This window comes from Huintestinicola sp. (assembly GCF_050874005.1).
Lineage (GTDB): Bacteria > Bacillota > Clostridia > Oscillospirales > Ruminococcaceae > Huintestinicola.
This window is the reverse complement of record NZ_JBNMJV010000064.1, coordinates 1-9,346: the sequence shown is the minus strand read 5'-3', so window position 1 is coordinate 9,346 and position 9,346 is coordinate 1. Positions and strand designations below refer to the sequence as shown.

The 9,346-nt window shown below is 44.9% G+C and carries 22 protein-coding genes; all 22 read right to left on the bottom strand.

Features of this window, described 5'->3' with window-relative positions; all coding sequences use genetic code 11:
• On the bottom strand, positions 1–443 hold a 443-nt coding region (locus ACR0QN_RS13450; RefSeq protein WP_432651736.1), incomplete at its 3' end, for a hypothetical protein.
• Between the two features lie 14 nt (positions 444–457).
• Positions 458–985, bottom strand: a complete 528-nt coding sequence (locus ACR0QN_RS13445; protein WP_432651735.1) for a hypothetical protein — start codon at positions 983–985, stop codon at positions 458–460.
• Positions 985–1,602: a hypothetical protein gene (locus tag ACR0QN_RS13440; RefSeq protein ID WP_432651734.1), complete on the bottom strand. Its 618-nt coding sequence runs from the start codon at positions 1,600–1,602 to the stop codon at positions 985–987. The genes ACR0QN_RS13445 and ACR0QN_RS13440 overlap by 1 nt, the downstream gene beginning before the upstream one ends.
• Before the next feature lie 2 nt (positions 1,603–1,604).
• On the bottom strand, positions 1,605–1,946 hold the full coding sequence (locus ACR0QN_RS13435; RefSeq protein WP_432651733.1) for a hypothetical protein: 342 nt from the start codon (positions 1,944–1,946) through the stop codon (positions 1,605–1,607).
• On the bottom strand, positions 1,943–2,272 hold the full coding sequence (locus tag ACR0QN_RS13430) for a phage head closure protein (protein WP_432651732.1): 330 nt from the start codon (positions 2,270–2,272) through the stop codon (positions 1,943–1,945). The genes ACR0QN_RS13435 and ACR0QN_RS13430 overlap by 4 nt, the downstream gene beginning before the upstream one ends.
• Positions 2,269–2,556 carry a head-tail connector protein gene (locus ACR0QN_RS13425; protein WP_432651731.1) on the bottom strand — a complete coding sequence of 96 codons (288 nt, stop codon included), beginning with the start codon at positions 2,554–2,556 and terminating at the stop codon, positions 2,269–2,271. Before ACR0QN_RS13425 ends, ACR0QN_RS13430 begins: the two co-directional genes overlap by 4 nt.
• The gene (locus ACR0QN_RS13420) at positions 2,504–2,698 is read right to left on the bottom strand and encodes a hypothetical protein (RefSeq protein WP_432651730.1); all 195 of its coding nucleotides are present in this window, start codon (positions 2,696–2,698) and stop codon (positions 2,504–2,506) included. Before ACR0QN_RS13420 ends, ACR0QN_RS13425 begins: the two co-directional genes overlap by 53 nt.
• Positions 2,699–2,711: 13 nt before the next feature.
• The gene (locus tag ACR0QN_RS13415; protein ID WP_432651729.1) at positions 2,712–3,857 is read right to left on the bottom strand and encodes a phage major capsid protein; all 1,146 of its coding nucleotides are present in this window, start codon (positions 3,855–3,857) and stop codon (positions 2,712–2,714) included.
• Between the two features lie 137 nt (positions 3,858–3,994).
• On the bottom strand, positions 3,995–4,306 hold the full coding sequence (locus ACR0QN_RS13410; RefSeq protein ID WP_432651728.1) for a hypothetical protein: 312 nt from the start codon (positions 4,304–4,306) through the stop codon (positions 3,995–3,997).
• Between the two features lie 109 nt (positions 4,307–4,415).
• The gene (locus ACR0QN_RS13405; protein ID WP_432651727.1) at positions 4,416–4,658 is read right to left on the bottom strand and encodes a hypothetical protein; all 243 of its coding nucleotides are present in this window, start codon (positions 4,656–4,658) and stop codon (positions 4,416–4,418) included.
• A gap of 12 nt (positions 4,659–4,670) precedes the next feature.
• Positions 4,671–5,063, bottom strand: a complete 393-nt coding sequence (locus ACR0QN_RS13400; RefSeq protein WP_432651726.1) for a hypothetical protein — start codon at positions 5,061–5,063, stop codon at positions 4,671–4,673.
• A gap of 93 nt (positions 5,064–5,156) precedes the next feature.
• Positions 5,157–5,765, bottom strand: coding sequence for an HK97 family phage prohead protease (locus tag ACR0QN_RS13395; protein WP_432651725.1), 609 nt, complete (start codon positions 5,763–5,765; stop codon positions 5,157–5,159).
• A gap of 82 nt (positions 5,766–5,847) precedes the next feature.
• Positions 5,848–6,069, bottom strand: coding sequence for a hypothetical protein (locus tag ACR0QN_RS13390; RefSeq protein ID WP_432651724.1), 222 nt, complete (start codon positions 6,067–6,069; stop codon positions 5,848–5,850).
• 5 nt (positions 6,070–6,074) lie between these two features.
• Positions 6,075–6,467 (bottom strand): hypothetical protein, encoded by a 393-nt coding sequence (locus tag ACR0QN_RS13385; protein WP_432651723.1) that lies wholly within the window; start codon positions 6,465–6,467, stop codon positions 6,075–6,077.
• Position 6,468: 1 nt separating this feature from the next.
• Positions 6,469–6,915 carry a P27 family phage terminase small subunit gene (locus tag ACR0QN_RS13380; protein ID WP_432651722.1) on the bottom strand — a complete coding sequence of 149 codons (447 nt, stop codon included), beginning with the start codon at positions 6,913–6,915 and terminating at the stop codon, positions 6,469–6,471.
• 94 nt (positions 6,916–7,009) lie between these two features.
• Positions 7,010–7,390: an HNH endonuclease gene (locus tag ACR0QN_RS13375; protein ID WP_432651721.1), complete on the bottom strand. Its 381-nt coding sequence runs from the start codon at positions 7,388–7,390 to the stop codon at positions 7,010–7,012.
• 131 nt (positions 7,391–7,521) lie between these two features.
• Positions 7,522–7,821: a hypothetical protein gene (locus ACR0QN_RS13370; protein ID WP_432651720.1), complete on the bottom strand. Its 300-nt coding sequence runs from the start codon at positions 7,819–7,821 to the stop codon at positions 7,522–7,524.
• 99 nt (positions 7,822–7,920) lie between these two features.
• Positions 7,921–8,172, bottom strand: a complete 252-nt coding sequence (locus ACR0QN_RS13365; protein ID WP_432651719.1) for a hypothetical protein — start codon at positions 8,170–8,172, stop codon at positions 7,921–7,923.
• On the bottom strand, positions 8,156–8,584 hold the full coding sequence (locus ACR0QN_RS13360) for a YopX family protein (RefSeq protein ID WP_432651718.1): 429 nt from the start codon (positions 8,582–8,584) through the stop codon (positions 8,156–8,158). Before ACR0QN_RS13360 ends, ACR0QN_RS13365 begins: the two co-directional genes overlap by 17 nt.
• 19 nt (positions 8,585–8,603) lie before the next feature.
• Entirely contained in the window at positions 8,604–8,852 is a 249-nt protein-coding gene (locus ACR0QN_RS13355; protein WP_432651717.1) for a hypothetical protein, read from the bottom strand.
• 177 nt (positions 8,853–9,029) lie between these two features.
• Positions 9,030–9,245, bottom strand: coding sequence for a hypothetical protein (locus tag ACR0QN_RS13350; RefSeq protein ID WP_432651716.1), 216 nt, complete (start codon positions 9,243–9,245; stop codon positions 9,030–9,032).
• Position 9,246: 1 nt separating this feature from the next.
• Positions 9,247–9,346 (bottom strand): RusA family crossover junction endodeoxyribonuclease (locus ACR0QN_RS13345; RefSeq protein ID WP_432651737.1); only part of this gene is annotated, 100 nt, incomplete at its 5' end.

Here is a 9,346-nt window from a genome sequence, read left to right as displayed (position 1 = left end):
CTTTTTGTTGCCTCACCCCAACCATTTATGAACGTGTGATGTTCCTTCTTTTCTGTCGGCTTTCTGTTTGCTATAATTTTCGCAAATTCTTTGTCACGTTCACTTTCTAAAGAATTTCTTTGCGTTTGTAAATCATAATATTTATCAGGAAGACCCTGGGCACTGCCATTCTCTTTCACGATCTCAGCCAGCTGTTCTTTTATGCCGTTGATTTTCTTGTCAAGATCCTTGACTTTTTCTTCCGAAGTTAGATTAGCTGCGGATTTTTCTTTATTCGCCGCATCAAAAACATAAAAGCTTTTCCCACCCTTTGAATAAAGAAACCCGCCGCCGCTCCCGCCTCCCGCAGTAGTAAACCTACCGTTCTGCGGGTCGTGATACGGGTTGAAACGCAATTCCGTATCAGTTGTATAATGCCTCGCAGGCATATCCCACATACCCATAAACTTCACACTCCTTACTCAAACAACGTAGACCGCCTGTGCATAAAATCATAGCACTCATTCAGAAATTCTCTGCCCTTGCCGTCACTGCGGTTAAGCACCCTGTACTTCACAGCATCAGCCAGAAGCATACGGAAATCAAGTATATCAAGCTCGGCTATTTTGTCAAAGGATAAGCCCGAATGCTCATACACAAGCCGCTCCCCGTAGGTTATAACAGGTAGCCTGCACTCCTCGCCGCCGTCCATTCCGAAAGCTTTCGGCAGACCGAAAATGTCAATATTGTCCTCGCAGTATTTTTCCACCGCCTCACGGTATGCCGCCATAAGCTTCATCGTTCCCGTAATGCCTATGACCTTGATATCGGCATCGGGAGCAATTTCAGCGAGAATGGCACTGAGAGCCTTCCTGTCAAGCCCGCCGCCCGCCGCAAGCGTTATCCTGTCATACGTCCTCTTGCTGCATATACGCCCCCTTACCGCCCCCACAGGGGGGCAGGGGAGCATAAACACAGGCTTTTTAAATGGCGATACGGATATCATTATTCACCCGCCGCCAGAGTGTCCCAGTCCGTACCCTTGGGGCAGTCAATGAACATTGCCAGTCTGCCGTCGCTGTCGAGAGATTCAAGATCATATGTGCAGGGGAAGGGGGTAACGGCATTCTGCTTCCATACAGCGTCAAAACCGCTTGTGTTCTTGCCGATGCAGACAACAACAGTGTCGCCGTATGCATTATCATCGTGCTTGAAGATAAGTACGTGAGGGGTCTCGTCAATGTCGCCCACGCCGCCAACAGTGGTGATACTGAAATTATCGATCTTGCAGTTCTTTGCAGTGGGATACTGCTTTGAAATGGTTTCAGCATTGGCGTTGTAAAGAGATATCTTGACAGTAGCGTTCTCCTCGTTGATAACGTTTGTCTTTATCTCTCCGAGGTCGCTCTGGTCCTGAAGCTTGTTTGTGGAAACGGTAAACTGATAGCCGTCCTTAAGGTAGCCTATCTGATACTCCTCGTTCAGATGCTGAGCAACAAACTTGACAAGCTTGTCCTTCTCGTCCTTTGTGATGCCCTTAGGGTCCTTGGGCATAGGAAAAGTGGACTTGTCATAGTCATCACTGTAAAATCTTCCTGAGCCGTAATAGCACTTGTTATCCATTTTCATTCCTCCATATTCTCATTCATATTGAAAGTGTACTGCGTGAAAAAAAGCCCGTTTGAGCTGTCATAATCACTGACACTTGTGAAATTTCCCATAGGTCTGACAGCGCTTTCAAAGGCCTTTTCATTCTCAAAATCCTTTGCCGTTTTTGTGTCACGGTAAAAGAATGTGACATTCAGCGGATAATGCCGCATAAATGCCATTTCGTCCGCCCCGTCAAAGGTCTTGTTCGGGATATCATAGGTCGCAAAGCTGTGAGCATTGGGAACCGCTCTGTAGCTGTGCCATTCAAGCCCCAAACCAAGCTCTTTCACAACAGCAAGTATATCAGCCGTGTTCATTCTCCGTCCTCCTCTGTGTATATCCTCTTCGCCCTGAATATTACTTCTCTGTGTTCAAAGCGAACATCATCGGCAGGGGAAAGCAGCTCATACTTCACGCCGCCGCAAATAATTCTGTACTGCATCGGTGTTATCTTCATCAGTGCAGGCTGATAGCGGCAGGACACCGTTACAGTGAGTGCCGCCTCATATCCCGCATTTGCGATAAAGAACTCATTACCGTTCACGCCGTTTATGTAGGCATAGCAGGAAAGCACATCTTTCCATTCTATGCCGTCAGAGCTTTTCTGAAACGTAATGCGGGCGTTCATTCGGTCTGTATTCATTGTACATACCCTCTTTTATGCATCGCCATAATGTTCTCGGCGGTCTGATTGGGCTTGACGTTTTCAGCGTTCATCGTCCGATCGTTGTACATACTGCCGCATATGCAGCAGAATGCATATACCATTTCGGGGTATTTGTCGAGCTCCTCGGCAGTAAGCGACATCTGGGACATCATATAGCCCTTTGCAGCGTCCATTATTGAAAGAAGCATCTCGTCATCGTAATCATAGTCAATTCTCAGGCTCTGTTTTACGCTTTCGAGCGTTACTGTGCTTACCGTCATTTACTTCCACCGCCTTTTTTACTTCACTCACATAACCGCAGCGGAGGAGGTCAGAGAGAGCCACAGAAGTTTCAAGCTCCCTCTCCTCGCCCTTCCTCATAACAATATCGCCCGCAAAGCTCACATTAGCCTTGATAAGCATATATCATCACTCCTTATGTGGGGCAGCTTACGGTAACGTATGCCTCGTTGTTTACAGGTCTGCCGTCGATCCACATAATGGAAAGAATACCCTTCATACCGAAGTCGGCGTACTTCTCGTTGAGCACCTGCATAGACACATCGGGGTTAAGGTTTACCTTGTAAGCCCTGCCGAGATCACCGAAGAGAATAGGCTTCTTTTCCGAGCCGATGTTGTCCATAGCGTCGGAAACAAGAACAGGCTTGCCGAGAATAAAGCCCGCATATCCGCTTGTGAGATTTTCGTTCTGGTGGAAAATATATCTGCCGCTGCCGTCTGTAAGAAGTCTGATAGCACAGAGAGTGTCATTTGACATAATCCATACAGCCTCCTGCTGATATGCCGCCTTGAGCTTGTGGTATATCTTCACGATCTCGTCCGCAGTGACAGCAGTCTTTGACGCAAGTGTGAATGCCGTGCCGCCTGTGGTAAGTCCGTAAGGCTTGCCCGAACCGTCGCCCTTGATGATAGCTGTCTCAGCCTTAAGAGCAAAATCACGCTCAGTCTGATACATAACCTCACTTGCAATATCAAAATCATTCTGATTGATAAGCTCGATAGAGAGCTTGGAAAGCGCCGTCAGCTTGTGATGTCCGATCTCAATAGTTGTAAACTTTGCATCGGAAGCGGTGATCTCTGCGATTTCGTCTGTCCAGCCTGCGGATATCTTGTTTGCGCTGTCGGAAACTATCTGCTTGTATGTACCCTTGGAATTTACAACAGAAACCATATTCAGCACGCCCGAAAGAGCTACAGTGTCGTGAATAATGTCCTGTGAAAATTCCGTGGGAACGATGTTTCCTGTGCCCGCAACGGTCATTTCGCCCGCTCTCAGCTCATTTCCTCTGATAAAATCGGAAACGATATCCTTTGCGGCTCTTGTTTCAACGTCACCCTCTGCGCCGTCATCGCCGCCCTCGTCATCATTGGCGGAAAGTCCTGCCGCCTGCGCTCTCTTCTCAGCTTCGATAGTCGCATTAAGAGAACCAAGCTCACTCTCCAGCTTTTCAAATTCTGCCTGCTCCTCAGTGCTGAACGCTCTCTTCTCGTCCTTGATAGCTCCGATAAGCTCCGCCATTCTGCGCTTAACAGCGCCCCTTCTTTCAATAAGTTCTTTCATCTGATTACCTCCGTTTTTTATGTTCTGTTTGTACGTACCCCTCGGAGGTCACGCCCTCCGTTTTGGGCATAAAAATAGCAGCCCGAAAGCTGCTGATTTACTGTATTATCATTTTGTTGACCTCAACAAAATGGTGTTTATAGCCGTTTGGCTTTGTTTTCTTCCAGTCTCTCCTTTATCCTCTGGACTTTCCTGTCACGAATGCTGAAAAATTCATCAGGGTCAATATCAAACATCATCGTAAGCTCGGTAAGCACGATATCCACATCGGCAATCTCTTCAAGGAGATTATCCTTGTACTTGCCGACAAAGCCGTAACGCCTTACTTTCGATATTGCCTGAATAAGCTCCGCACATTCCTCCATAGCGATTCCCGCCTCAAAGTCTGTGCCGTGGGCTTTGATGTTCTCATCGAATATCGCCGCATATTCCGCTGTTTTATCTTTCATATTCTCACCGCCTTTCGGGTATAAAAAATGCGCATATGTTACCGACAAAAATGTCGTGAACATACACGCTTGTGTGGGTATAAAAAATCACCCTACTTGCGTAAGGTGATTAAAACCATATTGCTGTTGCTTCCTTGGGAATAGGTTGACCTAAATCCAAAAGCTCTGAAAGCTTTGAACGCACGTGAGCCACATACATTTTCTTGCCGTGCTCATATTTGGAAAACTCAACGTTTGTGACCTCTCGTGTTTTGGCATCAACAGTCACTTTTCCAGCATCACTGCTGTTTTCGGGAATATAGTCGCAGGAAATGCTGTTCCCATCAAAAATAATATTCAAAAGGCTTACCATATAAGCACCTCCTTATTCGCAATATTTTGCGTAATTATATTTTTTTGAAGCCAAGATGTGGGCTTCATTTTGAGAATACCCTTTTTCCATATAGCGGAGTTCGGCATATTCGTGTTTCAGTAAAACAATATCCTGTTCCTTGAAATCGCCGTTTATAAGCCGCTGCCAAGACTGAGCCATATCATAAGAGGGGGCAAATCGCTTATGCCCTGTCAAGAGGTCGTGTTCGGTAATAAAAACGTGATTTTTTATTTTGTCAATTTTATCACGGCTTATTCCTGTTGCCGCAGATATCTTCTGCGTATCCGTTTTCATATGGCGAACAGATTCATAATATTTAACAGCGTGCTTTTCAGCTTCCTTGCTGTAAGGGTTCAATGCTCCGCTTATTGCACCTGTATTCATTATACCACTTCTGCTACCATTGTCAAGCCCTCTGCCCGAGCAAAATCTCCCCTTATCATCGTGATTAGGATTAAATCGGCACTCATCGGAAGTTCAGCCACCCTCAGCCTCCAGCATTCTCAGATAAGGCTCACACCACTCATTATGCACCTCTGGCTTATCCTCGGGAACTTCCGAGAAATGCACTTCGTCCTCATTGCTCCTGAGCTCGTGCTCGTCCGTTTCGCCGTCAGCCCTCAGCTCGATTGAAGTTCCCGCATAACAGGGAGTGTACCTGTCATCAATGAGCGAGACCTCATTCAGCGCCATTGACGTAACGATTCTCCTCGGTATCGTGTTTGCCCTGCTCTCAATCTCGCTTGAAAGCTTTTTGAAGCCGAAGCTCCAACCTCTGAGCCTGCCCGCCCTCGCCTCGGAAATAACATCAGCGTCACGGATATCAGCAGAAGCCCGCAGCCCGATGCTGTCCTCATACAGCGATAACGTGCCCTCGGAAGTGCTCCCCAGCTTTCTCTCCTTATCGTGATTGAGCAGGATATCAACATTCTTAGCCGCTCTAAGAGCCTCGCCGAATGCCCCTGCCCGTATCTGTTCAACACACTTGCCGCATTCGGGGCAAATGACCGTCCTGCTGTCTCTCTCCACAGCGTTCACATAGCCCTCGATATGCAGTGTGCCGTCCGCCCTTATCTCTATGTCCATTTTTATTCCTCCTTTGTATCCCTCAAAGCCTTGTCAGGGTATAAAAATACCGCTCATCTCTGAACGGTAAAAATATTTTGATTTAATAACCGAAAAGCAGCTTATTTTCGTATTCGGAAACATCATCTGTATTTGCATTTGGATTTGTTTTCAGAAAAGATATCATTTTGTTTTGACCTGCTTTATCATCAACAAAAGTAAGCATTACGCCAAGGACAAAATCGAAATATGTATCAGGCACTTTTTCAAGAAGTGATTTCAGTTCAGAATTTGAAGCAAGAGCACGTTCTGTTTTATAGCTCATAATCATTATCCTTTTCTATAAATACAATAGTCATCAAAGCCGTGGTTTTCAAAATAGAACATTATATCAAGCTCACCTGAATAATATTTGCACCATTTCTTTTTTGAATATCTTTCTTTATAGAAAGTATTCACATTGCGAATAAAGCAAGCATACTCAATGTTGGAAACAGCACATTGCTGATACTTGAAAGAATGTCCCTTCTTATCAAGCTTAACACCATTATGATTTTTTGTCAATGATTTTTTGCACTTTTTATTCTTTCTGATACTATCATCAAAATCAAACCGACCGTTTTTCGCACGGTTTTGACCTTTAAATCTTACTTCCACAACCCTCGGCTCACCGAAGATTTTTCCAGAAGGCAGCCGCCAGTATGCCGTTGAATATATGTTCATATCAACTATTGTCTCCGACATTTTCCCCCGCAAGTATCTGCTTGAGCAATTCCGTTCCGTCATCAGCCGCCTGGGAATTGATGTTTGCAATTTTCGCCCGTGACTGTGGAGACAAACAAAGCTCATCGCAGCACTTGAAAAATGTCTTTTCGTATTTTTCCTTTACAATAAGCATATCTTTTGAAAACATTGCTTCGTCATCGCCCGAATTTATAAGCTTGTTTATTTTGTGCAAGCAGTCAGCTGCAACAGCACATTGTTCAAGAACATATTCGTCGAGCGAGCACAATATTCCGCTTTTTTCAAGTTCTCCGATAATATGCTCACATATTTTTTCCTGGCTCTCGGTAATATCTCGAGGTATATTTATATCGCTGCCTTTTAAAGCTTCCTCGGCACTCTTGCGCTTGGCGTATCGTTCCTTGTGACGGTCGCTGTCAGCTCTCATATCTATCGGCTTTGCAGGCCTTGCCATTTTATCACCTCAATTTTTCATTTTCCCACATTCTCGTTAATAGAGGGCAGGCGTTGGTCTAAAACACTTAAAAATTTTTCCGCTCAGGCACCGGGGGGGATACCGCCAGCTCACGCAGGTGGTCGGCAGGTATCTGCCCGCACTCTGCCTGCTCGTGATGAACAGGACAAAGGGTGATAAGGTTGTCATCTTCAAGCCGCAGGGAATAATCCTCGGACAACGGCGTTATGTGATGCACCTGCAAGCTGTCGCCGTTCAGACGTCCCTGTTCAAGACATACACGGCAAAGCCACAGGTCACGCTCTGCCACGGCGTTTCTCTTTTTCTGCCAGGCTATAGTTGAACGGAACTTGTCTTTTGTAGTTCGGTTTTTAAATTTCTTAGGTTTGTCAGGACAGATATATCCTTTTTTATGTATTCTGCCACAATATACACAAGTCTTTTTCATAAAAACACCTCTGCAGCAAAGAATGAAGCGGCCACATCTGACAGCATTTACTGACAGTGTGAGCCGCTTATTGTTCATTTTCTTTGCTATTTTATATTATACTATAGGCAAAGCGGACAAACCGGACAAGTTTAAGATTTATGTAAAAATCTTTCGTGTATTTTGCGGACACTATCAGCAGTGTTTTTACCGCCTATTGCATTTGCGACCTGAACCCAACTTTTAAGTTCTATATGTCTGTATATCATTATCTGACGAATAACAGAATCATCTATAGAATTTATATATTCCAAAATTTCCCGTTCTACAAATGATATTTCTGCAAGCTTGGCTGAAATGATATCTCGTATTTTCTCACGCTGTTCCGCAAGCTGTACAACAGGAGAAGAGATGCCCGTTCCTCTTCCCGCTCCGCTGTTTTCGTATCCCATAGCTTTTACTTCGGTAAGACTTTTAAGCTTGTCCTCCCACATTTTCTTTTCTTTGGAAAGATAAAAAATCTGATTAAGCTGTTTTTCCGTCAATATGCATCACTCCTTTTCAATCCAGCATAAAGTACCGCCAGTGCCGTGTCTGACCTGCCTTTGAAGTCTCGGGTCAACTATAGCAATGCAATCCAGGTCGCTGTATATCGTGATATGCTGAATGTTCAGATTGTACTCACGGTTCGTCCTGCGTATAATCTCAGCGATAGTTATGGGCTTTTCCGCCGATGTTTCCAACAAAAGCTTGTACACCGCAAGAAGTCTGATTTTTCTGTCGCCGTTACCTGTTGATGCCATTGTTTTCACCTCCAAGCAATTCGGGATTATCGAAAATATTGCCGATGACTTCACGAAACTGAAAACGGTCAAGAAACTCAATCCAATTCCAATTGCCGAACCAAAATGTTCCGTTTCTATATTTGATAGGATATATATGCTTCGTTCCGTATCGTGTAAACGCTTGGACGATATCCTCCTCGAAAATCTTTGTGCCGTTCTTGTCATTTACGCCCGTATATTGTCCCACTGTTTCAGGGTCAACCTCATAATCATTGCATTCAGGTCTGTCAGTTTCGTGCTGCCGTATTTTCATCGCTCCAAGGTCGGAGAACACATACCCGAACACCCATTCACCGTCAGGTTTACCGTTGTTATATGGACAGCCTGTTATTGCTTTTGTTTTTCCTCTGAATAATATTTCACGCATCATAAGCTTTTGATCTCCTTGTTCAGTCTGCTGTACCGTCAATATATACGATAGCTTCCGACTTGTCCGAGTAATTAATTTCAATTGATCGACGTATTTCAAAGCCGTCCCCTGCAAGTGGGTTATCGTCACAGCATAATCCCAGCACTTCCGCTTCGGGGTCGTATCTCTGAAGTTGTTCAATAAGTTGTTTTACTCGCATTATCATCACCTCCGTCCATTTTAGCCCCGCAGTGAGGACAGAATTTATATGGATAATTGCCAAGGTCATTACTTGGGTGCAAGCAGTTGCTGCAAACCCTGTCGTGGAAGTATCCTACGTCCCAGTGCCCATGCTCTACGGGCGTAAAATCCTTTTCATTAACAAAATTCCTGCAAGCCTCGGCGTTCTTGTAATTTGCCCCGTCGATGCAGATTTTCTTATGAATGCATTTTTCACACTTCAGTATTATTTGTTTTCTCCTTCCTCAGAAATATCATCAAGCGAAGTTATCGCAATTGAACCGCTTGCCTTATCAATAAGCTCCGCTTGATAGTAAAATTCGCCTGTTTTCTTTCGACGGAGTATGCAGCCTGTTAACCGATACTGTCCGTCAATGTAGTGCCTCGGAAGCCTGAGCCGCACATCTTTGCCAAGATTGTATTTTACTCTTGAAATGTCCATTTCAGAGTTCCTCAATGCATATCCATATTCCGGGAATATCCGCCCAGAATTTCTCGATTATTTCCGAAGCCACAAGTGCATCATCTTTCCAGAAGCCGCAT

Bases quoted from the DNA above. Each gene is read 5' to 3' on its own strand.
- ACR0QN_RS13445 (WP_432651735.1), bottom strand. From the start codon at position 985: ATGATATCCGTATCGCCATTTAAAAAGCCTGTGTTTATGCTCCCCTGC.
- ACR0QN_RS13440 (WP_432651734.1), bottom strand. From the start codon at position 1,602: ATGGATAACAAGTGCTATTACGGCTCAGGAAGATTTTACAGTGATGAC.
- ACR0QN_RS13435 (WP_432651733.1), bottom strand. From the start codon at position 1,946: ATGAACACGGCTGATATACTTGCTGTTGTGAAAGAGCTTGGTTTGGGG.
- ACR0QN_RS13430 (WP_432651732.1), bottom strand. From the start codon at position 2,272: ATGAATACAGACCGAATGAACGCCCGCATTACGTTTCAGAAAAGCTCT.
- ACR0QN_RS13425 (WP_432651731.1), bottom strand. From the start codon at position 2,556: ATGACGGTAAGCACAGTAACGCTCGAAAGCGTAAAACAGAGCCTGAGA.
- ACR0QN_RS13420 (WP_432651730.1), bottom strand. From the start codon at position 2,698: ATGCTTATCAAGGCTAATGTGAGCTTTGCGGGCGATATTGTTATGAGG.
- ACR0QN_RS13415 (WP_432651729.1), bottom strand. From the start codon at position 3,857: ATGAAAGAACTTATTGAAAGAAGGGGCGCTGTTAAGCGCAGAATGGCG.
- ACR0QN_RS13410 (WP_432651728.1), bottom strand. From the start codon at position 4,306: ATGAAAGATAAAACAGCGGAATATGCGGCGATATTCGATGAGAACATC.
- ACR0QN_RS13405 (WP_432651727.1), bottom strand. From the start codon at position 4,658: ATGGTAAGCCTTTTGAATATTATTTTTGATGGGAACAGCATTTCCTGC.
- ACR0QN_RS13400 (WP_432651726.1), bottom strand. From the start codon at position 5,063: ATGAATACAGGTGCAATAAGCGGAGCATTGAACCCTTACAGCAAGGAA.
- ACR0QN_RS13395 (WP_432651725.1), bottom strand. From the start codon at position 5,765: ATGGACATAGAGATAAGGGCGGACGGCACACTGCATATCGAGGGCTAT.
- ACR0QN_RS13390 (WP_432651724.1), bottom strand. From the start codon at position 6,069: ATGAGCTATAAAACAGAACGTGCTCTTGCTTCAAATTCTGAACTGAAA.
- ACR0QN_RS13385 (WP_432651723.1), bottom strand. From the start codon at position 6,467: ATGAACATATATTCAACGGCATACTGGCGGCTGCCTTCTGGAAAAATC.
- ACR0QN_RS13380 (WP_432651722.1), bottom strand. From the start codon at position 6,915: ATGAGAGCTGACAGCGACCGTCACAAGGAACGATACGCCAAGCGCAAG.
- ACR0QN_RS13375 (WP_432651721.1), bottom strand. From the start codon at position 7,390: ATGAAAAAGACTTGTGTATATTGTGGCAGAATACATAAAAAAGGATAT.
- ACR0QN_RS13370 (WP_432651720.1), bottom strand. From the start codon at position 7,821: ATGGGATACGAAAACAGCGGAGCGGGAAGAGGAACGGGCATCTCTTCT.
- ACR0QN_RS13365 (WP_432651719.1), bottom strand. From the start codon at position 8,172: ATGGCATCAACAGGTAACGGCGACAGAAAAATCAGACTTCTTGCGGTG.
- ACR0QN_RS13360 (WP_432651718.1), bottom strand. From the start codon at position 8,584: ATGATGCGTGAAATATTATTCAGAGGAAAAACAAAAGCAATAACAGGC.
- ACR0QN_RS13355 (WP_432651717.1), bottom strand. From the start codon at position 8,852: ATGACCTTGGCAATTATCCATATAAATTCTGTCCTCACTGCGGGGCTA.
- ACR0QN_RS13350 (WP_432651716.1), bottom strand. From the start codon at position 9,245: ATGGACATTTCAAGAGTAAAATACAATCTTGGCAAAGATGTGCGGCTC.